The sequence below is a fragment of the Cardiobacterium valvarum genome (genome assembly GCF_900460955.1).
Lineage (GTDB): Bacteria > Pseudomonadota > Gammaproteobacteria > Cardiobacteriales > Cardiobacteriaceae > Cardiobacterium > Cardiobacterium valvarum.
In genome coordinates this window covers 236,221-257,907 of record NZ_UFUW01000001.1, presented here as the reverse complement: position 1 = coordinate 257,907, position 21,687 = coordinate 236,221, and the positions used below count along the sequence as shown (strand labels likewise).

Annotated in this window: 20 protein-coding genes; 10 read left to right on the top strand and 10 right to left on the bottom strand. The window is 61.2% G+C overall.

The window, feature by feature from the left end; all coding sequences use genetic code 11:
- Positions 1 to 27: 27 nt before the first annotated feature.
- The gene (gene ligA, locus DY250_RS01330) at positions 28 to 2,049 is read left to right on the top strand and encodes an NAD-dependent DNA ligase LigA (RefSeq protein WP_115610576.1); all 2,022 of its coding nucleotides are present in this window, start codon (positions 28 to 30) and stop codon (positions 2,047 to 2,049) included.
- A gap of 4 nt (positions 2,050 to 2,053) precedes the next feature.
- Complete coding sequence (rnhA, locus tag DY250_RS01325; protein ID WP_115610575.1) at positions 2,054 to 2,506, top strand: ribonuclease HI; 453 nt, start codon at positions 2,054 to 2,056, stop codon at positions 2,504 to 2,506.
- A gap of 38 nt (positions 2,507 to 2,544) precedes the next feature.
- On the opposite strand, the gene DY250_RS01320 is transcribed toward rnhA, so the two are convergent.
- Both DY250_RS01320 and DY250_RS01315 read right to left on the bottom strand, forming a co-directional pair.
- Entirely contained in the window at positions 2,545 to 3,060 is a 516-nt protein-coding gene (locus tag DY250_RS01320) for a hypothetical protein (RefSeq protein WP_115610574.1), read from the bottom strand.
- An 87-nt stretch (positions 3,061 to 3,147) separates the two neighbouring features.
- The gene (locus tag DY250_RS01315; protein WP_115610573.1) at positions 3,148 to 4,128 is read right to left on the bottom strand and encodes a malate dehydrogenase; all 981 of its coding nucleotides are present in this window, start codon (positions 4,126 to 4,128) and stop codon (positions 3,148 to 3,150) included.
- Between the two features lie 106 nt (positions 4,129 to 4,234).
- Here DY250_RS01315 and DY250_RS13565 point away from each other — a divergent pair, with 106 nt between their 5' ends.
- From DY250_RS13565 to truD, 3 genes are all read left to right on the top strand, one after another.
- Positions 4,235 to 4,912, top strand: a complete 678-nt coding sequence (locus DY250_RS13565; RefSeq protein ID WP_147293427.1) for a hypothetical protein — start codon at positions 4,235 to 4,237, stop codon at positions 4,910 to 4,912.
- Positions 4,913 to 4,923: 11 nt separating this feature from the next.
- Positions 4,924 to 6,624: a proline--tRNA ligase gene (locus tag DY250_RS01310; RefSeq protein WP_115610572.1), complete on the top strand. Its 1,701-nt coding sequence runs from the start codon at positions 4,924 to 4,926 to the stop codon at positions 6,622 to 6,624.
- A 76-nt stretch (positions 6,625 to 6,700) separates the two neighbouring features.
- A complete protein-coding gene (gene truD, locus DY250_RS01305) occupies positions 6,701 to 7,696 on the top strand; it encodes a tRNA pseudouridine(13) synthase TruD (protein WP_115610571.1) in 996 nt (331 codons plus the stop codon).
- Positions 7,697 to 7,737: 41 nt separating this feature from the next.
- Here the strand turns inward: truD and DY250_RS13840 are convergent, their stop codons facing one another.
- Positions 7,738 to 7,902 carry a hypothetical protein gene (locus DY250_RS13840; protein WP_156786518.1) on the bottom strand — a complete coding sequence of 55 codons (165 nt, stop codon included), beginning with the start codon at positions 7,900 to 7,902 and terminating at the stop codon, positions 7,738 to 7,740.
- Positions 7,903 to 8,071: 169 nt separating this feature from the next.
- On the opposite strand from DY250_RS13840, the gene DY250_RS01300 reads away from it, so the two are divergent.
- Together DY250_RS01300 and DY250_RS01295 are read left to right on the top strand one after the other, a co-directional pair.
- A complete protein-coding gene (locus DY250_RS01300) occupies positions 8,072 to 8,581 on the top strand; it encodes a hypothetical protein (RefSeq protein WP_115610570.1) in 510 nt (169 codons plus the stop codon).
- The gene (locus tag DY250_RS01295; protein WP_115610569.1) at positions 8,581 to 9,087 is read left to right on the top strand and encodes a hypothetical protein; all 507 of its coding nucleotides are present in this window, start codon (positions 8,581 to 8,583) and stop codon (positions 9,085 to 9,087) included. Before DY250_RS01300 ends, DY250_RS01295 begins: the two co-directional genes overlap by 1 nt.
- A gap of 84 nt (positions 9,088 to 9,171) precedes the next feature.
- On the opposite strand, the gene DY250_RS01290 is transcribed toward DY250_RS01295, so the two are convergent.
- Both DY250_RS01290 and DY250_RS01285 read right to left on the bottom strand, forming a co-directional pair.
- Positions 9,172 to 10,224 carry a class I fructose-bisphosphate aldolase gene (locus DY250_RS01290; protein WP_115610568.1) on the bottom strand — a complete coding sequence of 351 codons (1,053 nt, stop codon included), beginning with the start codon at positions 10,222 to 10,224 and terminating at the stop codon, positions 9,172 to 9,174.
- A gap of 200 nt (positions 10,225 to 10,424) precedes the next feature.
- Positions 10,425 to 11,324, bottom strand: a complete 900-nt coding sequence (locus DY250_RS01285) for a L,D-transpeptidase family protein (protein WP_115610567.1) — start codon at positions 11,322 to 11,324, stop codon at positions 10,425 to 10,427.
- A gap of 214 nt (positions 11,325 to 11,538) precedes the next feature.
- Between DY250_RS01285 and DY250_RS01280 the strand changes: the two genes are divergently transcribed.
- Entirely contained in the window at positions 11,539 to 13,194 is a 1,656-nt protein-coding gene (locus DY250_RS01280) for a formate--tetrahydrofolate ligase (protein WP_115610566.1), read from the top strand.
- Positions 13,195 to 13,341: 147 nt separating this feature from the next.
- Here DY250_RS01280 and DY250_RS01275 read toward each other — a convergent pair whose 3' ends face one another.
- From DY250_RS01275 to DY250_RS01260, 4 genes are all read right to left on the bottom strand, one after another.
- Positions 13,342 to 15,261: a M48 family metalloprotease gene (locus DY250_RS01275; protein WP_115610565.1), complete on the bottom strand. Its 1,920-nt coding sequence runs from the start codon at positions 15,259 to 15,261 to the stop codon at positions 13,342 to 13,344.
- A gap of 157 nt (positions 15,262 to 15,418) precedes the next feature.
- Positions 15,419 to 15,607, bottom strand: a complete 189-nt coding sequence (locus tag DY250_RS01270; RefSeq protein ID WP_115610564.1) for a hypothetical protein — start codon at positions 15,605 to 15,607, stop codon at positions 15,419 to 15,421.
- A gap of 3 nt (positions 15,608 to 15,610) precedes the next feature.
- Positions 15,611 to 16,246 carry an inner membrane CreD family protein gene (locus DY250_RS01265; RefSeq protein WP_115610563.1) on the bottom strand — a complete coding sequence of 212 codons (636 nt, stop codon included), beginning with the start codon at positions 16,244 to 16,246 and terminating at the stop codon, positions 15,611 to 15,613.
- 210 nt (positions 16,247 to 16,456) lie between these two features.
- Positions 16,457 to 16,714, bottom strand: coding sequence for a hypothetical protein (locus DY250_RS01260; protein WP_115610562.1), 258 nt, complete (start codon positions 16,712 to 16,714; stop codon positions 16,457 to 16,459).
- Between the two features lie 186 nt (positions 16,715 to 16,900).
- Between DY250_RS01260 and DY250_RS01255 the strand changes: the two genes are divergently transcribed.
- On the top strand, positions 16,901 to 18,163 hold the full coding sequence (locus DY250_RS01255; protein WP_147293426.1) for a hypothetical protein: 1,263 nt from the start codon (positions 16,901 to 16,903) through the stop codon (positions 18,161 to 18,163).
- Positions 18,164 to 18,223: 60 nt separating this feature from the next.
- Here the strand turns inward: DY250_RS01255 and uvrA are convergent, their stop codons facing one another.
- Entirely contained in the window at positions 18,224 to 21,058 is a 2,835-nt protein-coding gene (gene uvrA, locus DY250_RS01250) for an excinuclease ABC subunit UvrA (RefSeq protein WP_115610560.1), read from the bottom strand.
- Between the two features lie 163 nt (positions 21,059 to 21,221).
- On the opposite strand from uvrA, the gene DY250_RS01245 reads away from it, so the two are divergent.
- Positions 21,222 to 21,527: a PepSY domain-containing protein gene (locus DY250_RS01245; protein ID WP_115610559.1), complete on the top strand. Its 306-nt coding sequence runs from the start codon at positions 21,222 to 21,224 to the stop codon at positions 21,525 to 21,527.
- The last annotated feature ends 160 nt before the right edge of the window (positions 21,528 to 21,687 follow it).

The following is a 21,687-nucleotide window of genomic DNA, read 5'->3' as shown; positions in this document are numbered from 1 at the left end:
GTCTTCATAACTGATAAAGGAACCTCCATGACTGACCGCATTGCCGTGTTGCGCACCCTCATCCGCGCCCACGACTACGCCTACTACGTCCTTGATAACCCGACCGTCGCCGATGCCGAATACGACGCGCTGATGCAGGAACTGCGCGCACTGGAAGCAGCCAGCGGCGCGCCGGTGCCCGATGATTCGCCCACCCGCCGCGTCGGCGGCAAGGCAGACGGCGCTTTTGCCCCCATCACCCACGCCGTGCCGATGCTGTCGCTGGATAACGTCTTCAACGCCGAGGATTTCGCCGCCTTCTACCGTCGCCTGCAAGAACGTCTGAATAGCGATGCGCTGCTGTATCTCTCCGCCGAGCCGAAATTCGACGGCCTTGCCATCAGCCTGCGTTACGAAAACGGCGTACTGGCCCGTGCCGCGACCCGTGGCGACGGTGCGACCGGCGAGGACGTGACCGCCAATGTGCGCGCCGTCCGCACCATCCCGCTGCGTCTTTTGAGCGACACCCCGCCTGCCGTCATTGAAGTGCGCGGCGAAATCTATATGCCGAAGGCGGCCTTTGCCGCGCTGAACGCGCAAGCCCTGCTGGATGGCGGCAAAACCTTCGCCAACCCGCGGAATGCCGCCGCTGGCAGCCTGCGCCAGCTTGACCCCGCCATTACCGCCGCGCGCCAGCTCAGTTTCTTCGCTTATGGCTACGGCGCGCACGACGGTTTTATCCTGCCCGCGACCTATACCGAACTGCTCGCGCAATACCGCACCTGGGGACTGCCCGTCTGCCCGCTGCAACGCGCGCTCACTGGCGCGGATGCCGCCGCCGCTTATATGGCCGACATGGCCGTGCACCGCCACGACCTGCCTTATGAAATTGACGGCATCGTCTATAAGGCTGACCGTTTCGCCGAACAGCAGACAGCCGGATTCGTCTCGCGCGCGCCGCGCTGGGCGGTGGCGTGGAAGTTTCCGGCGGTGGAAAAAACCACCATCGTGGAAGCCATCGACGTGCAAGTCGGCCGCACCGGTGCCGTTACCCCCGTCGCCCGCCTGCAAGCGGTGGAAGTCGGCGGCGTCACCGTCACCAACGCCACCCTGCACAACGCCGACGAAGTGGCGCGCAAGGACGTGCGCGTCGGCGATACCGTCTTCGTGCGCCGCGCCGGCGACGTCATCCCCGAAATCGTCAAAGTCGTTCTGGAAAAACGCCCCGCTGACAGCCAGCCTTTCACCATGCCGACGCACTGCCCAATCTGCGCCTCCGAAGTCATCCGCCCCGAAGGCGAAGCGGTAGCGCGCTGCTCCGGCGGCCTGCACTGCCAGGCGCAACGCGTGCAGGCGTTGATCCACTTCGCTTCGCGCAAAGCACTGGACATCCAGGGCCTCGGCGACAAACTCATTGAACAAGTCGTGGCGAACGGCAGCGTGCAAAGCCCCGCCGACCTTTTCCGCCTGACGCTGGATGACTGGTCGGCGCTGCCGCGCATGGCGAGCAAATCGGCGCAGAACGTGCTGGACGCGCTAAATGCAGCGAAGGAGACGACGCTGTCCCGCTTCATCTACGCCCTCGGCATCCGCGAAGTCGGCAACGTCAGCGCCGAGCTGCTCGCCCGCCACTACCGCGAACTGCCCGCACTGCTCGCCGCCGACGAGGAAGATTTGCAGGCCATTGACGGCATCGGCCCGGTGATGGCGCAGTACATCCGCCACTTCTTCCTGGATGACGCCAACCGCGCCGTCATCGCCGACTTGCAGGCCGCCGGTGTGCACTGGCCGGCAGTGGAAGCGCCTGTTGTCAACGCAGACAGCCCGCTCGCCGGTAAAACCGTGGTCATCACCGGCACCCTGCCGACGATGAGCCGCGACACCGCCGCCGCCCACATCGCCGCCCTGGGCGGCAAAACGGGCAGCGCCGTGTCGAAAAAAACCGACTACCTGCTGGCAGGCGACAAGGCGGGCAGCAAACTGACGAAAGCGCAGGAGCTCGGCGTCGCCATCATCGACGAAGCGCAATTATTGGCATGGCTGGACGAGCATTCCCATCACGCGGAGTAAATCCATGAACGACGACAACATCCTGCACATCTATACCGACGGCGCCTGCAAGGGTAATCCCGGCATCGGCGGCTGGGGTGCGCTGCTCTGCTACGGCCCGCACCAGAAAACACTGAACGGCGCGGAAGCGCTGACCACCAACAACCGCATGGAGCTCACCGCCGCCATCGAAGCGCTACGCGCCGTCAAGCGCGCCTGCCCCATCGTCATCAGCACCGACAGCAGTTACCTGAAAAACGGTATCACCCAATGGCTGGCGGGCTGGAAACGCAACGGCTGGAAAACCGCCGACAAGAAACCGGTGAAGAATATCGAATTGTGGCAGGCACTGGATGCACTGGTCAGCCAGTATCAAATCGAATGGCGCTGGGTTAAGGGGCATAGCGGCCATCCCGGTAACGAAATGGCGGATCAACTGGCCAATGAGGCTATCCGCGCCTTGCAGCAGGGCGGTTAAGCGTGGTATGCGACCGGTTGCTTGCCGGGCGGCGGGGTTCAGCGCCACTGCCGCTGCTGATAGCGGTACTGATTGTGCAGCGAGCAGTAGGTGGCGTCTTTGTCTTGTCGCACGATGTCGAAGCGGCGGATGATGCCGCTGTTGCGCCAATAAGTGAGGCGGAGGGTGGTGGCGCTGCTCAGGGCAAGATGGGTGTCGAGACTGATGCGCAGACTGTCGCCACTGTCCGGCAGAATCAGGCGCTGGGCGAAAAGACGCGGGCGGGAACGATCGCAGCTTTCCAGGATAAAGTCGTGAACGGTGCGTGTCGTGGTGCCGCCGATAAGGTCAAACCCGACGGGCGCGAGATGGAAAACAGCAGCGTATAAAGCGAGGGCGGCAGCGAGCAGGCGACGTTTCAGCGCATAAAGCAGCCAGGCCCCGCCGAGCAGGGCAGTGCCGCCGAACGCGCGGGCGCAGAATGCCGCTATGCCTTCCTCGGGGAAAAGGATTTTCAGCGCAATCCAGCCGAGAGCGGTCATGAGGCTGATACCACTGACGAAATGTCGCAACATGGGAAGCATAGGACGAATAGACAAAAGCCCCGCCGAAGCGGGGCCCATAATTCTCCGCCATAATCTGCGGAAACCTTGCCGGAAGGGTTATTTGAGGAGATGTTCGATCGCGGCGCGTTCTTCACGCAGTTCGGTGGCGGTCGCATCCATCTTTTCACGACTGAAGGCATCTACTTCCAGCCCTTGGACAATTTCGTAGTCGCCGTTTTTGCAGCGGCAGGGGTAAGAATAGATGATGCCGGGGGCAATGCCGTAAGAACCGTCGGCAGGCACCGCCATGCTGACCCAGTCATCGCCCTGAGTGCCCAGCGCCCAGGTGCGCATGTGGTCAATCGCGGCGGAAGCAGCGGAAGCGGCGGAAGAAGCACCACGCGCCTTGATGATGGCCGCGCCACGTTGTTGCACGACGGGGATGAAGGTGTCCTTGTACCAGGTGTCGTCCACCAAGCCTTTTGCCGCCTTGCCCTTAACGGTGGCATGGCTGATATCCGGGTACTGCGTGGAAGAGTGGTTGCCCCAGATGGTCATCTTGGCAACATCGGTAGTGTGGGTGCCGGTCTTTTCAGCGAGTTGTGACAGGGCGCGGTTATGGTCAAGACGGGTCATCGCCGTGAAATTGCGCGGGTTGAGATCCGGCGCAGCCGCTTGCGCGATCAACGCGTTGGTATTCGCCGGGTTACCGACCACCAGCACTTTGACGTCGCGCGAAGCGTGATCGTTCAGCGCCTTGCCTTGCGGCCCGAAAATGGCACCGTTGGCAGTGAGCAGGTCTTTGCGTTCCATGCCGGGACCGCGCGGACGGGCACCCACCAACAGGGCATAGTCGGTATCCTTGAAAGCTACGTTAGCATCATCGGTCGCGACGACACCCGCGAGCAGCGGGAAAGCACAGTCATTGAGCTCCATCACTACGCCTTGCAATGCACCCAGCGCCGGGGTAATTTCCAGCAGCTGCAGAATAACGGGCTGGTCCGGCCCCAGCATATCGCCGGCAGCGATGCGGAAGGCCAGTGCATAACCAATATTACCGGCAGCACCGGTAATAGTGACACGGACGGGATTTTTCATGTGGATGCTCCGTTGTTGAAAAAATGAACGAAATGATTATAGCAGGATAGATTCTTGCCGAACAGTAATGTAGAATGCTTGCGTCCCTTCAGATAAGGAATTCACTATGCTTTTGAGAACTTCTGTATTGGCCCTCGCCGTGTCTTTCGCTGTTGCAAGCTCCGCGCAACAAGCAGCAACGTCGTCACCAGGCGATGGTAGCAATCCGCCCGCTCCGGAGATTTATCGTAATCCCAACGCCCAGCCGCAGCAGATTTTTTACAAATGGTACGCACGCGGGCGTGCACACTACGCCAAATATGCACCACGCGGTGTAAAAAACGTCATCAAAATTAATGGCCAGGGGATGCTGGTCAGCGAACGTCCTGATAACAATACGTTTGCGGTTCTGCGTCCCGTACGTCCGGCAACACCTAATACACAAAACGCTAACGCTAATGGGTCGCAACCTTTGCCTGAGGGCACCATCACTCGCGAACAGCGTTGTGCAACGGCACGAAAAGATTTGGATACATTAAGTAAACCCAAAGTCTTTCAGGATGATGGCCAAGGTAACCTGGTTCCGCTTTCAGCAGATGAAATAAGTGAGCGGAGCAAAATGGCTCAGGGCATTATTGATCAATTTTGCAACCCACAACCCAGGGTGCCTACCACTGACGGCAGCAGACCTTCAGCGCCCGGCGCATTACCACCTCCTGCAGCACCCAGAAACCCGCCACCGCAACAACAGCCGCCGCGGCAACAAATGCCGGGCGGTGAAACTGATGGTAAAGGGCAAGGATAAGACACCACACTATGCGCCTCTCACAATTCTGGCTTACCACACAAAAAGAAACGCCGGCTGATGCAGAAGTCGTCAGTCACCAACTGATGCTGCGTGCCGGCATGATTCGGCAAGCGGCGCTCGGTATATATTCCTGGCTGCCGCTGGGTTTACGGGTGCTGCGCAAAGTGGAGCAGATCATCCGCGAAGAAATGAATCGCGCCGGTTCGCTGGAAATCCTGATGCCAAGCGCCCAACCTGCCGAATTGTGGCAAGAATCCGGGCGCTGGCAGGCGTATGGTCCGGAATTGCAACGTTTTATCGACCGCCACGAACGCGAATACTGCCTGGGACCAACGCACGAAGAAGTCGTAACCGACCTGATGCGGCGCGATCTGTCCAGTTACAAACAGCTACCGCTCAACGTCTATCAAATCCAGACCAAATTCCGCGATGAAATCCGCCCGCGTTTTGGGGTGATGCGGGGTCGGGAATTCCTGATGAAAGATGCCTACTCTTTCCATCTTGACGAAGCCAGCCTGCAAGACACCTACCAGACCATGTTCGATGCCTACTGCCGCATCTTCGAACGTCTCGGTTTGGATTACCGTCCGGTACTGGCGGATAACGGCTCCATCGGCGGTACCGGTTCGCATGAATTCCACGTTTTGGCGGCAACTGGTGAAGACGCCATTGTCTTTTCCACCAACGGCAACTATGCCGCCAATATCGAAAAAGCCGAGGCACAGCGCCCCGCACAAACCCGCCCCGCCCCAAGCGCTGCGATGGAAAAACGGGAAACCCCGCACTGCAAGACCATTGCCGCCTTGGTCGAAGGTTATGGCGTGCCGATTGAGCGCACCATAAAAACCCTGATGGTTGCCGGAGCGGAAGGAGGCGTCGTTGCCCTTATCATCCGTGGCGATCACGAACTCAATGCGATCAAGGCAGAACACCTGCCGGAAGTTGCCGCGCCATTGCGTATGGCGGAAGAAGCCGAAATCCGTGCCGCGATGGGAGCGGGCGCTGGTTCCCTTGGCCCGATCGGGGTCAAAGTGCCGATGATTGTTGATTATGATGCTGCCATGATTGCCGATTTTGCTGCTGGTGCCAATGAAGACGGCTACCACTATTTCAACATCAACTGGGAACGCGATGTTCCCTTGCCCAAAGTTGCCGACCTGCGCAATGTCGTCGAAGGCGATATAGCCCCTGACGGTAGCGGCACCCTCGCCATCCGGCGCGGCATCGAAGTCGGGCATATCTTCCAGTTAGGGAAAAAATACTCCGAAGCGATGGAGCTGAAAATACAGCTGGAAGACGGTAGCTCGGCTACCCCGCTGATGGGCTGCTATGGCATCGGTGTCACCCGTGTCGTTGCCGCTGCCATTGAGCAAAACCACGACGAGCGCGGCATCATCTGGCCGCAGGCCATTGCCCCCTTCATGGTCGCCATCCTGCCGCTCAACGCTGCCAAATCGCCGGAAGTACAGCGTGCTGCCGAAGCGTTGTATGCTCAACTGCGACAAGCTGGTGTGGACGTGGCACTTGACGATCGTGGCAAGCGCCCCGGTGTCATGTTTGCCGATATGGACCTCATCGGCATTCCGGAGCGGATCGTGATTTCAGACAAAACGCTGGCAAACGGCGAAGTCGAATACAAACACCGCCGCAGCGAAAGTGCCGAAATGGTACCGCTTGACGCCATCCTTGCCCGCCTAACCCAGGCATAAACAAAGCCATACCCAACCCAGGCCGTGATTCCCCGTGACTCACGGCTTTTTTTATCCACCTTGTGAGAAGAACATCATGAGCAAACCCAGCGCCACCATCAAACAGCAGCCGGATGATTTTCAGGTTGCCGAGCTGCTCGGCTTTACCCCCAGCGGACAAGGCGAACATCTGTGGTGTTATGTGGAGAAAACCGGTCTGAATACCGCCTATCTCAAACGCGAATGGGCGAGACTGCTTGGTTGCACGCAAAAAGACATTGCCCACAGCGGCCTCAAAGACCGCCACGCCGTCACCTGCCAATGGCTGTCGCTACCCGCCAAATACGGCCCCAACCTGCCCGACAGCGGGGAAGGCTGGCGCATCCTGACGCGCGCGCACAATGACCGCAAACTGCGCATCGGCACACATCGGGCCAACGAATTTACCCTTATCCTGCGTGATGTACAGGGCGAACGCGCCGCTATCGACCATGCACTTGCCACACTGGCGCATGATGGCTTTGCCAACCTCTTCGGCGAGCAACGCTTCGGCCACCACAACCTGCAAAAAGCGCGGCATTGGGTTGAGCGCGGCGAACTACCCAAGAAACACGACGAACGCGCCCTGGTGTTATCCACCCTGCGCGCTGACTGCTTCAACGCCCAGCTGCAAGCCCGCATGGCGGCCGACACCCTGCATACGCCGCAAGCGGGCGACCGCGCCCTCCTGCGCGGTAGCAACAGTCATTTCCTCATCGACAATGTGGATGACGCCCTACTGGAACGCCTGCGCAGCGGCGACATTGCGCTTGGCGGCTGGCTGCCCGGCAAAGAAAACAAACCGCTGCCACCCGCGACACAAACCTGGCTGGACGGCGCCGATACTGCCACCCGATCCGCCGTGCACTACCTCTGTCGCCATGCTGACAGCGGCTGGCGCGCCTTCACCGCCCGCGCACAAAACCTGCACCACGACTGGCTGGACGCGCACACCCTGTTACTCTCCTTCACCCTGCCGCGCGGCAGTTACGCCACCGCCTTGCTGGCTGCCGTCTTCACCATTTTCGATGCCGCAGAAAACAGCCGGACATAAAAAACGCAGCGAAAGCTGCGTCTTCTTCATGCGGCTGAGGCTCACCCCTTCGTTACGCTCACACTGCCATCGGCCCTGTGCAAAGCGCTGACGAAAGCATCCGCATCGAAAGGGTCATCGTGGGCCACGACCATATTGTCATTATTGATATTGACCCAGCGGACACCTGCAATAGCCACGCCGGCCTCTTTGAAGGTTTGCGCCATGTTGTACTCCATTGATTAAGGGGGAATAAAAACATGAATGAAGATGCAAGCATTGCGCCAAAGATCATCGTTAGCCGGTGAATTTCCACGTGTTTTTCAAAACAACATCATGAGCCTAAAATGACCGCCCAGCTTGTCACCCTCCGTCATCCCACCACTGGATACCACCATGAACTTCTTCGAAAATCTCCTCGAAAACTTCCGCGAAGCCCCTGCCCTCACCGCCTGCGTCGTCTTTTGCGCCGCCGCCATCTTCTTCCTGCCCGATGAAGGCCGCATCGCCCTGCTGAAAAACCTCAGCATCGGCGTCTTTGCCATCCCGCTTGGCATCCACATCTGGCGGAGAAGCAGACTCGATCACCTCGACGAAGGCTTCCCGCTCTTCACCACCCTCATCTTCCTCGCCGGCGGGGCCTACCTCGCCGTGCCGGCGCTGATTGACCTGCACCGCCCGCGCGTAACCGTTACCACTGAGAATTTCCACGTCAAAACCCGCTCTTGTCGTTCCTCAGGTCACCACTATTGCTACGACAGCCGCTACCGCTTAGTCCTGCCGGAAAAACACGCCGAACTGGTGCTGGAAAAGAAACGCGTCCGCCCGTTGCAAAGCGCTCATGAAATCCGCGTCGAATACTGGCCGAAGAGCGACATCATCTACAAAATCGAGATCCTGCGCTGATGCCCCTGCCCCACAATTTTGCCGACCTTTATCGCGAAGCGCCTGTTTTCGCCGCTTGTGGCGCCGTCTATTTTGCCTGCGACATCTTCCTGCCAAACGAAGGCTGGCCCGCCCTGCTGCGCCCGCTCCTCCTGGCTCTTCTGCTTATTCCCTGCGCACGCTATCTGTGGCGCACCCGCCGACATGACCGCCTGAACTGGCGCTACCAATACCCTCGCCTCTGCGTCGCTGCCGCAGGCACCGCTGCCATCATCATGGCCGCGCCCGTCTGCCTTGACCTCATTGGCGGCAGCAAAACCCTGACCACACGCGATTTCCACATCCGTGAGTCAATGCCTGACCGCTACAACAGCGGCGGTTTCCGCCTCGTCCTGCCCGCCATCCGGCAGGATTTTCCTATCGATAACCGCCACTACCACCCGCTCAACCGCGCCACGGAGATCCGCGTCGCCTACTGGCCGCAGAGCGGCATCATCCAACGCATCGACATCCTGCAAAGCCGTTGAGCGGTACGAATCGCCACAGGAAAGCGACCTTCCTTCCATAAAAAACGGGGCGCACGGCCCCGTTTTTGATATTGCCGGCACCCCTCAAGCGATGGTGATGCTTTTATCAAGATAGACATCCTGCACCGCATGCAGCAGTGCGACGCCTTCGTCGAAAGGTTTTTTGAAGCATTTGCGGCCAAGGATGAGGCCCATGCCGCCCGCGCGTTTATTGATGACGGCGGTACGTACCGATTCCGCCTTGTCGTTCGCGCCACCTGCTGCGCCGCCGGAGTTGATGAGGCCGATTCTGCCCATATAGCAGTTGGCGAGCTGGTAGCGGGTGAGGTCAATGGGATGGTCGGTGGTGAGTTTGCTGTACACCAGGTCGTCGGTGTTGCCGAAGCCGATTTTGCGATAGCCGTCGTTGTTCACCGCCTGTTTTTGCTTGACGATGTCCGCGCCGATGGTCACGGCGAGGTGGTTCGCCTGACCGGTGAGGTCGGCGGCGCTGTGGTAATCCACGCCGTCATGTTTGTAGGCGGGATTGCGCAGGTAGGCCCAGAGCACTGTGAGCATTCCCAGCTCATGCGCACGGGTAAAGGCTGCGGCAACTTCTTCTATCTGACGACGGCTTTCCGGCGCGCCGAAGTAGATGGTAGCACCGACGGCCACCGCGCCGAGGTCGAAGGCCTGCTCAACGGTGGCGAACATGGTCTGGTCGTGCAGCGGCGGCAGGGTCAGGGTTTCGTTGTGGTTGAGTTTGACCAGGAACGGGATTTTATGCGCGTATTTGCGCGCGACGCTGGCGAGTACGCCGTAGGTGGAGGCGACCGCGTTGCATCCGCCTTCGATGGCGAGTTTGACGATGTTCTCCGGATCAAAGTATTGCGGGTTGACGGCAAAGGAAGCGCCTGCCGAGTGTTCGACCCCCTGATCCACCGGCAGGATGGAGATGTAGCCGGTACCAGCGAGGCGACCGTGGTCAATAATTTGCTGATAGGCGCGCAGCACGGCAGGCGAGCGGTCATTCTGCGCGAAGACGCGGTCGATATAATCGGGGCCGGGCAGGTAGAGGTTTTCTTTGGGAATCGCGGTGCAGCGGTGGTTGAGCAGGGTGTCGGCTTCTTGGCCAAGCAGTTGTTGCAAGTCTTGCATGATGAATCTCCGTACTAAGGGTGGTGTGGCACGCGGTCGCCTGCGCACGAAGTCCAGAGATTGCCGGAGGGCTGTCGGTACGGGTGGGCGGGAGACCGTCGAACCGCTGCGCAGTATAGCGCGTGGAAAAGCGATGTTCACTGCCGCCGCCGGGCACAAAAAAAGCGCCTGACGGCGCTTTTTTATCGAGGGCTGTGAGGTTATTGGTAATAGGCGACCTCGACCGGCATACCGCTTTCCTCGCGCACCACCGCATCGATGAGGTCGTTTTCGACACGCAGGCCGCGTGAGGCGACGCTTTTGTGCACGGTTTCGCGTGCTTCGGCGATGTTCTGCTCAAGGGTGCGCGCGTCTTCGCCGAGCGGCGCATGGAATTCGAGGTACATGCTGTCGCCGAACCAGCCCACTTTCATCGGCTGGTTAACGATGTTGACCTGGGTGCCAACGCCCACCATGCCAAAGAGTTCTTCGATACCTTCGGGGTAGAGGCGGATGCAGCCGTGCGAGACGCGCATCCCCACGCCTTCGGGCTTGTTGGTACCGTGCAGCAGGTAAGACGGGTTAGAGAGGCGCATGGCGAAGAGACCGAGCGGGTTATCCGGACCGGCGGGGACGACGGCAGGCAGCGGATCGCCGTTCGCCGCGTGTTCGGCGCGGATGGAAGCGGGCGGGGTCCAGGTCGGATTCGCGCGTTTTTCCTTGATGCTGAGGATGCCTTTCGGGGTGCCCCAGCCTTCACGACCGATGCCGATGGCGAAGACGTGGACGACGTTGCTGTTCGGCGGGTAGTAGTAGAGGCGCATTTCCGGCAGGTTGATGACGATGCCTTCGCGCGGCGCGTCCGGCAGGATGAAGCGGGTCGGCAGCAGGACCTGCTCGCCTTCACGCAGGTAGAGGCCGTCCACACCCTGGTTGGCATGTTCCATCGCGTCGTAGCCGATGCCGTATTCACGGCCGATATCGTAGAAAGTTTCGCCCTGCTTGGCGCTGATTTGCTGCACCTGGCCGATGACGTTGATGTCTGACGGTGGCAGATCGTATTTCTCGGCGAATGCCGTCGCCGCAAGCAGGACGGTTGCAGCGAGAAGAGTCTTTTTCATGGGGGCTCCGGTTATCTCGGGTTAACTGGTATTAAGCGGGGCTTTATATCAGGTCATGATGTGCCAGGCTAATGAGCGGAATTTCACGAAAACACCCTATCGCACGCAGCCTACCGCGCAGACTGAAATACGCAACGGCTTCACCTATAATCACCGGCAAACACATAAAGCCACACAACTGCCACGAAATTCCCAGTCTAATACGGAGCTAACCATGACCGACGCCGACATTGCCCGCCAGGCCACCATGCAACCCATTGACGCCATCGCCGCCAAAATCGGCATCAGCGCCGACGAACTCGAACACTACGGCAAATACAAAGCCAAAATCCGCCCGCGCGCGAGCGACAAGCCGGGCAAACTCGTCCTCGTCACCGCTATCAACCCGACGCCGGCGGGCGAAGGCAAAACCACGGTCACCATCGGCCTTGCCGACGCCCTGAACCGCCTCGGCAAAAAAACCCTCATCGCCGTGCGTGAACCCTCGCTCGGCCCTGTCTTCGGCATCAAGGGCGGCGCGGCCGGCGGCGGCTACGCACAAGTGCTGCCGATGGAAGACATCAACCTGCATTTCACCGGCGACTTCCACGCCATCGGTGCCGCCAACAACCTCCTCGCCGCCCTCATCGACAATCACATCCACCACGGCAACGCCCTGGAAATCGATCCGAAGCGCGTCACCTGGCGCCGCGCGGTGGACATGAATGACCGCCAGCTGCGCAACATCATCAGCGGCCTCGGCAAAAGCGTGGATGGCACCCTGCGTCCGGACGGCTTCGACATCACCGTGGCGAGCGAAGTCATGGCCTGCTTCTGCCTCGCACGCGACCTCGAAGATCTGAAAAACCGCCTTGGCGACATGATCGTCGCCTGGAACAGGCGCGGCGAACCCGTGTACGCCCGCGACCTGCACGCACAAGGCGCGATGGCGGCGCTGCTCAAAGACGCCGTCAAACCCAACCTCGTGCAAACCATCGAAGGCACGGCAGCGCTGGTGCACGGCGGGCCGTTCGCCAACATCGCCCACGGCTGCAACAGCCTCATCGCCACCCGCACCGCCCTCGCCATCGGCGACTACACCGTGACCGAAGCGGGCTTCGGCGCCGACCTTGGCGCGGAAAAATTCATCGACATCAAAAGCCGCAAGGGCGGCCTCAAACCCGATTGCGCCGTCATCGTCGCCACCGTGCGCGCGCTCAAATACAACGGCGGCGTCGCCAAAGACGCGCTCACTGCCGAAAACGTGGACGCGCTCGGCAAAGGCCTGCCGAACCTGCTGAAACACATCGCCAACCTCAAAAACGCCTTCGGCCTGCCGGTCGTCGTCGCTATCAACCGTTTCGTCAGCGACAGCGACGCCGAACTCGCCCTCATCGAAAAAACCTGCGCCGAACACGGCGCGAAAGTCGCCCTGTGCGAAGTATGGGCACACGGCGGCAAAGGCGGCGAAGACCTCGCCCGCGCCGTCATCGACGCCTGCGAACAAGGCGAAAGCCACTGCGCCCCGCTTTATCCGGACGACATGCCGCTCGTCGACAAAATCCGCACCATCGCGCAGAAAATCTACGGCGCGGCGGACATCGCCCTGAGCGACGACGCGCGCAAAACCCTCACCGATCTGGAAAAACTCGGCTACGGCAACCTGCCCGTGTGCATGGCAAAAACCCAGTACTCGCTCTCCGACGACCCGAAAGCGCTGGGCTGCCCGCAAGGCTTCACCCTGCACATCCGCGAAGTGCAAATCGCGGCGGGTGCGGGCTTCGTCATCGCCATCACCGGCAACATCATGAAAATGCCGGGCCTGCCGAAAGCCCCCGCCTCGAACAACATCGACGTGGATAAAGACGGCAACATCACCGGCCTGTTCTAAGCATTCGCCGGATACACGAAAAACCCGCCGCGAGGCGGGTTTTTGCTGCGCAAAAGCAGGAACTATCCCGCTTGGCGGGTTCAGTATTTATGCCGCTTGGCAGCATCCCAAACCCAGGGCGGGTTTCAACCCGCCGCAAGAATCTTTTCACGTTCTTGATGGTGGGCTAAAGCCTACTCTGCGCAAGAACCCGATATTTATCCCGCGTTGGCGCTTTTGTGGTGGCGGAGGCCCCGTCAGGATCTGTTGCAGGGCAAAGCGCAGGTAAGCCTGTTGCAGGGTAATTTCCGCTTTGCTGCGGTAATGGAGGTTCAGGGTGATGAGCAGATAGCGCCGGAAGATAGGCGCGAGACGGCGCAGCGCCTCGCAGTGGTGGCAGAGTTGCAGGCCAGTTTTGCTGCTGCCGGTGTCGAGCGGCTGCCAAGCGGGCGTTTGCCCAAGCGGCAGGGCGCTGACTTCCAGCAAGTCCTCGTAGGTCGCTTGCGGATTCGGGTCGTCGGGGTCGTCGCAGGCGAGGAAGTTGTAGAGCCAGGCGATGTCGGCTTCGTGAGCGCGGTAATCGGTGCCGCGACCGGTGATGCAGGTGGCGCGCCAAGCAATGAAGGCGGCGAGCTCATAGCGGCTGAGTTGGCCATCGTGCTCAACGAGGTGGCGAATGATGGGGTCAAGGCAGCGCTTTTCGGCGATGTCGAAGGCGAACGCAGCGCGGCTGAGGTGAGCGGTGAGGGCGAGGCGCAGCAGCGGCTCACTTTGCGCGATGGTGTCATAGGCGCGGCGGCAGGTAAAAAGACGTTCGCTGGGGAGGAGGCCCGCGCGTTCAAGATCAGCCAGTGCTGTGCCGCTGTGATAGGCGAAGATGGCGAGTAGCGCGGCGGCAGGGTCGGTAGGCGCAGGACGCAGTTCGGCAGCGAGGAGGCGGTCGTAAGCGGCAAGCGGGTAGGTGGGGTTCGGCTCGGGTGGCGGTGCGACGGGGCGCAGCGGGGTCGCGGCGCGGCTGCTGCGACAGGCATTGATGCGGGCGAGAATGGCGGGCAGGTCGGCATTGCTGATGTTACCGCCCCAGGTCCGGATGCGTTCGCGCAGGGTGGGGTGGGTGCGTAACCGCCGCCAGCCCGGGCGACGGTAGTTAATGAAGTAGATGTGGGAGCGGTCAGGCGGTGGACGGCGCGGGTGGATGCCCTGTTGTTGCAGTGCCCAGGCTTTTTGCAGCGCGCCGATGAGGGCGGCGGGGTCACGGGTGTATTGCACGGCGCGGGCGTCCGCCATGGCTTCGCGCCGGCGGGCAAAGGCGGCTTGCAGGAGGCGGCCATAAAGGTAGAGGATGCTGATGTTGATACCGAATTGGTCTTTTTCGGCGCTGTCGCTGAGGCCGCTCAGGCTGAGAACCTGGGTATCGGGGTCGGTGTAGAGCCGTTCTTGTTCTTTACGGCTGCCGGTGGCGAAGTAACCGGCAAGCATGGCGCTGAGGCGGTTGTAGAGCGCGGGGTCGCCGTTTTCGATATGGCCGAATTCGTGGCCGAGGACGGCTTGCAGTTCGTCGCGCGTGAGGTTGTCGAGCGCACCCCGGCTGACGGCGAGGGCCAGGCTGTCGCCCGCGCCGCTGAGGGCGAAGGCGTTGATGCTGTCATCATCGCGCAGGACGTAGGCTGCGGGGGCAGGGATACCCGCAGCGAGGCTGAGTTCGGCAACGAGGTTGACGTAGCGGTTCTCCAGCGGTTCATCATCGGGGCGGGCGAGACTGCCACCGAGGGCTTCGGCCTGTTCGCCCGCGCTTTGCTGCCCCAGCTCGCGTTTTCTGCCGTTATAGGCCTTTAACAGTTTGAAGACGGGCAGGAACACGGCAATGACAGCGACGCCAAACAGCACGAGCATCATGAGGTTGTTGAGACCAGCGTCGGGGCCGGTGGCGTTTGGCGTAATGAAGAGGGCCGCCATGAAGATGAAGAGCGGCACGATGATGATGAGGTAGCAAAGATAGCTGACGAGCGCCCCCAGCCAGAAGGCGAGGTGCAGACGGCGGCTGGCGCGCTTGGCACGGCGGTGTTTATCGAGGAAACGGGTGGGCATGGTGCTCTCGCAGCAGAATGGGCAGATGGATTATAGCGAGACCCCTGCATCTCTGTGGGTGCGGCACCAGGGGGAAGCACGTGCGGTTATCCCGCCTGGCGGTTTTTTTGTCTTGCGGACGAACCTTGCCAAGCGGGATAAAACCCAGGATTGTTGTTCAACGCCTACCGCGCAGGTAGAGGATTTTGCCATCACCGCCGCTGATAATCATGCGGCAGGCGGGGCTTTGGATGCCGTAGCAGCCGTTTTCTTCGGCGATGGTGAGCGGTGCGGTCGGCAGTTGGTAGCGAGCAAGAATGGCGGTCGCGAAGCGGCGGGCGTCGCGGATGGTGGGCAGGCGGCGCATGGTTTAGTCCTCCTTTTTGGCTTTCAGGTTGTACCAGTCGAAGTTTCTGGTGCCATACATCGTTGCAGCAAGGGCGGCAAAGAGCAGCAGGCTGCCGGCGAGCAGGGTGTATTCCTGGCTTTGCAGCAAGAGGTAGAGCACGGCGTAGGCGAGCGCGAGGATGCCGCCGAGGGTCAGGGCGCGGCTCGCACTGCCCAGCACGGCGCTGAGGTAGCCCGCGATGAGGCCGTTGCAGGCGAGCGCCGCGAGGACGTAGGCGGCGGTAAAGCCGATTTGCTCGCCGAGCGAAAGCAAGAGCAGGTAGAAGATGATGACCGCCGCACCGACAAGGGTGTATTGCACGGGGTGGATGCGCAGGCCGCGCAGGGTCTCGAAGAGGAAGCAACCGCCGAAGGTGATGATCAGGAAGAGGATGGCGTATTTGCTGCTGCGTTCGGTGAGGCGGTAGAGGTCGAGGCGGTTATCCAGGGTTTGGATCGCGCCGGGCCTGGACGGAGTGTCCACCTGGGTGATGTTCTCGCGCGCATGGGCCGCGTAGTGCTGGCGGTCGTTGATGATGCCGCTGAGTAGCTGCACGGCAATCAGCAGGATGGCGCTGATGACGGCGATGATGATGAGTTTTTGTGTGGTGTTTTCCATGTGGGGATTCCGGTGTGGGTGAGCGTGTAGTGTCGCGCCGTCAGTCCCGCCTTGCTTGAAGGCATCGTGAAGTGTCGGTGAATTTTCGTGCGGCAGGGTGAGCAGGGCGGCGACGGCGTGGATGCCGGCGAGGAGGACGGCGGGGTAGGTGACGGTAGCGGTGCTGACGCGCCCGCTGGTCAGGAGGGCGAACGCGATGGGGACGCAAAGCTAGGCACAGGCTCCGCTTGCGGCGGCAAGCAGGATGCCGCGCGTGTCGCGACAGGCACGGCGGCGGGCAAGGAAGATGCCGCTAAGGACGGCTGGAGCGGGGTAGAGCAGCGTCGCGATGCAGGCGAAGATGAGGGTTTGCCGGTTATTGGCGCCAGCGAGCGGCAGCAGGACGAGCGCGGCAAGCAGGATGCCGAGGCAGGTGACGCCGGTAAAGCGGGTAATGACGCCGCCGGGATAGGGGGTTTGATGAGTCATGATGGGTTTCCAGAGAGAGGAGAAACCAGTATGGCGCGGTCGGCGCTGTGTGAAGCGGCGGTGAAGTGTGTGTGGATTTTGGCGCTCACCAAGCGGTGCATCCGCTTCTCGCCGCAGCAGGTGCACTTGCACTGGTATGGTGCAGCCCGCAAAATTCCGCGCATCTTTCATACCACCCAAACACCCATGCCCCACTTCACTCCCCGTTTCAACGACCCGCGTAGCCGTGGCTGGGGCGGGCGCGAATATGTTCACGATTTCGGCCGCAGCAGCGGCTACCATCGGCGGTTCTTCTTTGCCTGGCTGGGTGCAAGCGCCCTTTTCGCTCTCCCTGTCACGCAGATGCCGCTCAATGTTCTGGCCGTCGTCCTGCTGTTATGGCTGATATCCGTTTTTTGTATGCTTCATGACGTCTGCACCAAACGCCGCGTGGGCAGAAAACCCTATCCCCCCGCCGTTATCTGCGACCCGCAGGGGCTGACCCTCTATAACACCGGGCGGTCTATCACCCAGCAATGGCGCTGGCAGGCACTGGATAGCGTTAGCGTGCGTGACGGCGGTCTGCACCTATCTCCGCGTGTCGCCCCATCCCTGACCTACCGCGATTACCGCTTTGCAGAGGACAGCGACATTTACCCAGAAATCGCCGCTGTCGCTACGGACTGTCTGCGCGGACGGTTCGTGACCACGCCGCCTGTGCCGACCGTTCATGTTAACCATACCTGGTACGAGCAGCAGCCTTCCCTCCTCTGGACCAGCAGCAGCAACCTCCTTTTGCCGCTCCTGGCGCTGGCCGTCTGCTGGCCCGATATCGGGCTGCGCTTCGATATCCTGGAAAACACCATTGCTCTTGCCGTATCCACCGGCTTTATCGCCCTGTTTACCCTTTTGAACCACTACCGCAATCACTACCTGCACCGCGGCACCTGTCGCCAAGTCACTCTCAACAATCGCGGCCTGCACGTCCTCGAAACCGACAACGGTACCACCATCGGCGATTCGTTTAGCCTGCCCTGGGCGGACATCCGCAGCATCACAGCGGGGCAAGAGGGAAATGAAGCGAAGTCTGGCCACTATCTGCACATCACCGACCGCCTTGGTAACCGCTACAAAATCGACATCCATTATCTGCAAGACGCCAACGACAGCGCCCGGGAAATCGCCGCCACTGTCGATGCCGTTATCCATAACCAGCCGCTGCCGCCGCTGACACCGGGCAATGCGCCTGTTCCGCGCGCAGCCGTCACGCCCACCATCCGCCGCTTCTTCTGGGCGAACGTCCTTTTCACCGCCGCGGTCATCCTCGATTACGGTAACTGCCTGTACCTGCACCGCTGTATCGTCCTCATCAGCGCCGAGACCCGGTTTACCCTCACTGTTGCCTACCTCGCCCTGGCCGCTGCGGCTTTTTTCATCGAATTCGACTACCGCCGACGCACACGTCTTTGATACCCATCTCCGCACTTGTCCCGCTTGGCGAGGCCCGTAACGACGCCGCTTGGCGGCGTTTTATGGGTCTTCGCGCGCAAGCAGCGGTTTGAGGAATTCTCCGGTGTAGCTCTTCGGGTTGGCGGCGATTTGTTCCGGTGTGCCGACGGCGATGATTTCCCCGCCGCCGCTGCCGCCTTCCGGGCCCAGGTCCACAATCCAGTCGGCGGTTTTGATGACGTCGAGGTTGTGTTCGATGACGACGATGGTGTTACCGCCATCGCGCAGGCGGTGCAGCACGTCCAGCAGTTGCCGCACGTCGTGGAAGTGCAGGCCGGTGGTCGGTTCGTCGAGGATGTAGAGGGTGCGGCCAGTGTCGCGTTTGGAGAGTTCGCGCGCGAGCTTGACCCGCTGCGCTTCGCCGCCGGAGAGGGTCACGGCGTTTTGCCCGAGGCGGATGTAGCTGAGTCCCACGTCGAGCAGGGTTTGCAGTTTGCGTTGCAGCGCCGGAATGTTTTCAAAGAAGTGCCAGGCTTCTTCGATGTCCATGTCCAGCACGTCGCTGATGGTTTTGCCTTTGTAGGTGATGCCGAGGGTTTCGCGGTTGTAGCGCGCGCCGTGGCAGATGTCGCAGGCGACGTACACGTCCGGCAGGAAGTGCATTTCGACTTTGATGACGCCGTCGCCCTGGCAGGCTTCGCATCGGCCGCCTTTGACGTTGAAGGAGAAGCGCCCCGGCGTGTAGCCGCGCGCGCGGCTTTCCTGGGTGCCGGCGAAAAGGTCGCGGATGGCGGTGAAGATGCCGGTGTAGGTGGCGGGGTTGGATCGGGGGGTGCGACCGATGGGCGACTGGTCAATATTGATGATTTTGTCGAACTGGTCAAGGCCGGTGATGCGTTCGTAGGGCGCGGGGTCGTCGCCGGCGCGGTTGAGGTGTTTGGCGGCGGCTTTGGCGAGCGTTTCGTTGACGAGGGTGCTTTTGCCGCTGCCGGAGACGCCGGTGACGCAGGTGAGAAGGCCGAGCGGCAGTTCGAGGTTGATGTTTTTCAGGTTGTGGCCGCTGGCGCCGTAGAGGTGCAGCAGACGGTTTTTGTCGCGCGGGGTGCGCGTGGCGGGCACGGCGATGGTTTCGCGGCCGGAGAGGTATTTGCCGGTGAGGGAATCGGGGTGGGCGCTGATTTCGGCGGGGGTACCTTGCGCGGTGATGGCGCCGCCGTGGATGCCGGCACCAGGACCGATATCGACGACGTAATCGGCGGCACGGATGGCGTCTTCGTCGTGTTCGACGACGATGATGGTGTTGCCGAGGTCGCGCAGGCGCAGGAGGCTGGCAAGCAGGCGGGCGTTGTCGCGCTGGTGCAGGCCGATGGAGGGTTCGTCAAGGACGTACATGACGCCGACCAGCCCCGCGCCGATTTGCGAGGCGAGGCGGATGCGCTGTGCTTCGCCGCCGGAGAGGGTTTCGGCGCTGCGGGCGAGGGTGAGATAGTTGAGGCCGACGTTGTTGAGAAATCCCAGGCGATCGCGGATTTCTTTGAGGATTTTGGCGGCGATTTCCCCGCGTGCGCCGCTGAGGTTGAGGTTGTCCGCCCAGTGCTGTGCGTCGGCGATGGACCAGCGGTTGATATCGGGCAGGGTGGTGCCGTCAATGTAAACGTGGCGGGCGGCGCGGTTGAGGCGGGTGCCGTGGCAGGCGGGGCATTCGCGGTTGTTGAGGAACTGGCTGATTTCGTCGCGGACGTTGGCTTTGTCGGTCTCGCGGTAACGGCGGTTCATGGTGGTGATGATGCCTTCGAAGGTGGCTTCGCGCAGGCGCACCGCCCCGCCCGCACCGATGCTCGGCATGGGGATTTTGGTGTCGCCGCTGCCGTAGAGGACGAGGTTCTGGATGTTTTCCGGCAGGTCTTCGAAGGCGGTGTTTTCGAGGTCGAAGTCGTAATGCGCGGCGAGTGCCTGCATTTGCGGGTAGAAGTAGGGGGTACGGCGGTCCCAGCCACGCACCGCGCCGGCGGCAATGGAGAGGTAGGGGTGCATGACGACACGGGCGGGGTCGATGAAGCTGTTTACGCCGAGGCCGTCGCATTCGGGGCAGGCGCCGTGCGGGTTGTTGAAGGAGAAGAGGCGCGGTTCGAGCTCGCTCAGGGCGTAACCGCACACGGGGCAGGCGTATTTGGAGGAGAAGGTGTGTGTCGCGCCGCCGTCGTCCATGGCAACCAGCTGGACGATACCGTCAGCGAGGCTGAGCGCGGTTTCCAGCGATTCGGCGAGGCGCTGCGCGATGCCGTCGCGGTTGACGAAGCGGTCAACGACGACGCCGATATCGTGTTTGCGCCGCCCGTCAATGGCGGGCAGGGTGTCAAGGTCGTAGGTTTCGCCGTCGATACGTGCGCGCACGAAGCCCTGCTGGCGGATGTCCTGCAACAGTTTGCTGTGTTCGCCCTTCCTGCCCTGCACCAGCGGCGCAACCAGCATCCAGCGGCTTTCCGGCGGGAAGGCGAGGATGCTGTCCACCATCTGGCTCACGGTCTGCGCGTTCAGCTCGATGCCGTGTTCCGGGCAGCGCGGAATGCCGACGCGGGCGAAGAGCAGGCGCAGGTAGTCGTGGATTTCGGTGATGGTGCCGACGGTGGAGCGCGGGTTGTGCGAGGTGGATTTTTGCTCGATGGAGATGGCGGGCGAGAGGCCTTCGATGTGGTCAACATCGGGCTTGTCCATGATGGAGAGGAACTGGCGCGCGTAAGCGGAAAGGGATTCAACGTAGCGCCGCTGTCCTTCGGCGTAGATGGTGTCAAAGGCGAGCGAGGATTTGCCGCTGCCGGAAAGGCCGGTGATGACGATAAGCTTGTCGCGCGGCAGGTCGAGGTCGATATTTTTCAGATTGTGAGTGCGTGCGCCGCGTATGGCGATGGTGTCCATGTGAGTTCCGTATGGGTGAAAGGAAATATGATAAACCTTGCGCACAAATGCCGTTACATAGCCGACACCCACCGCTAACTTTCCGCTAAGAGTGGGCCGCCATAATGCGCGGCGTCGGCACTGCCGCGACTTTCCAAGACTTCAAGACATTAAAGGAGCCCATATGAACCCCTTGCTCTTCACCGGCAGCATCCTCGCCGCTGCCTTCGTCTTCGCAGCCGCTCCAGCCCGCGCCGCTGATGACAACGCCTACTATGCCCGGCACCGCAAACAGTTCATTTCATACGAACGCGCCGCGCAAATCGCGCGTCAGGCGGTGAAAGGCGGGCGAGTTACAGATGTGGAATTTGACCACGCACCGCGCGACGACCATTTCGACGTGGAAGTCCGTGCCGCCGACGGCCGCGAGTACGACGTAAAAATCGACGCACGCAGCGGCAAAGTGCGTTACGTCAAGCGGGACGATTAAATCCGCCGCCTTTTCCAACAGCGCCATCCCGGCGCTGTTTTTTACGCCACTTGACGGGCGTAGGGCGGGCTTCAGCCCGCCGGGCAGGCTCAGCCTGCTTTTTGCGTTTCGGGTAAACGCGGCCGCCAAGCGGGGTGACTACGCGCTTTTGCTTTTGAGA

Excerpts from the sequence above, each read along its gene's own strand:
- ligA (WP_115610576.1), top strand. The coding sequence starts at position 28 with ATGACTGACCGCATTGCCGTGTTGCGCACCCTCATCCGCGCCCACGAC.
- DY250_RS01245 (WP_115610559.1), top strand. The coding sequence starts at position 21,222 with ATGAACCCCTTGCTCTTCACCGGCAGCATCCTCGCCGCTGCCTTCGTC.
- DY250_RS01290 (WP_115610568.1), bottom strand. The coding sequence starts at position 10,224 with ATGCAAGACTTGCAACAACTGCTTGGCCAAGAAGCCGACACCCTGCTC.
- DY250_RS13565 (WP_147293427.1), top strand. The coding sequence starts at position 4,235 with ATGCTTTTGAGAACTTCTGTATTGGCCCTCGCCGTGTCTTTCGCTGTT.
- DY250_RS01295 (WP_115610569.1), top strand. The coding sequence starts at position 8,581 with ATGCCCCTGCCCCACAATTTTGCCGACCTTTATCGCGAAGCGCCTGTT.
- DY250_RS01320 (WP_115610574.1), bottom strand. The coding sequence starts at position 3,060 with ATGTTGCGACATTTCGTCAGTGGTATCAGCCTCATGACCGCTCTCGGC.
- DY250_RS01270 (WP_115610564.1), bottom strand. The coding sequence starts at position 15,607 with ATGCGCCGCCTGCCCACCATCCGCGACGCCCGCCGCTTCGCGACCGCC.
- DY250_RS01275 (WP_115610565.1), bottom strand. The coding sequence starts at position 15,261 with ATGCCCACCCGTTTCCTCGATAAACACCGCCGTGCCAAGCGCGCCAGC.
- truD (WP_115610571.1), top strand. The coding sequence starts at position 6,701 with ATGAGCAAACCCAGCGCCACCATCAAACAGCAGCCGGATGATTTTCAG.
- DY250_RS01300 (WP_115610570.1), top strand. The coding sequence starts at position 8,072 with ATGAACTTCTTCGAAAATCTCCTCGAAAACTTCCGCGAAGCCCCTGCC.
- DY250_RS01285 (WP_115610567.1), bottom strand. The coding sequence starts at position 11,324 with ATGAAAAAGACTCTTCTCGCTGCAACCGTCCTGCTTGCGGCGACGGCA.
- DY250_RS01280 (WP_115610566.1), top strand. The coding sequence starts at position 11,539 with ATGACCGACGCCGACATTGCCCGCCAGGCCACCATGCAACCCATTGAC.
- DY250_RS13840 (WP_156786518.1), bottom strand. The coding sequence starts at position 7,902 with ATGGCGCAAACCTTCAAAGAGGCCGGCGTGGCTATTGCAGGTGTCCGC.
- uvrA (WP_115610560.1), bottom strand. The coding sequence starts at position 21,058 with ATGGACACCATCGCCATACGCGGCGCACGCACTCACAATCTGAAAAAT.
- DY250_RS01255 (WP_147293426.1), top strand. The coding sequence starts at position 16,901 with ATGCCCCACTTCACTCCCCGTTTCAACGACCCGCGTAGCCGTGGCTGG.
- DY250_RS01260 (WP_115610562.1), bottom strand. The coding sequence starts at position 16,714 with ATGACTCATCAAACCCCCTATCCCGGCGGCGTCATTACCCGCTTTACC.
- DY250_RS01265 (WP_115610563.1), bottom strand. The coding sequence starts at position 16,246 with ATGGAAAACACCACACAAAAACTCATCATCATCGCCGTCATCAGCGCC.
- DY250_RS01310 (WP_115610572.1), top strand. The coding sequence starts at position 4,924 with ATGCGCCTCTCACAATTCTGGCTTACCACACAAAAAGAAACGCCGGCT.
- DY250_RS01315 (WP_115610573.1), bottom strand. The coding sequence starts at position 4,128 with ATGAAAAATCCCGTCCGTGTCACTATTACCGGTGCTGCCGGTAATATT.
- rnhA (WP_115610575.1), top strand. The coding sequence starts at position 2,054 with ATGAACGACGACAACATCCTGCACATCTATACCGACGGCGCCTGCAAG.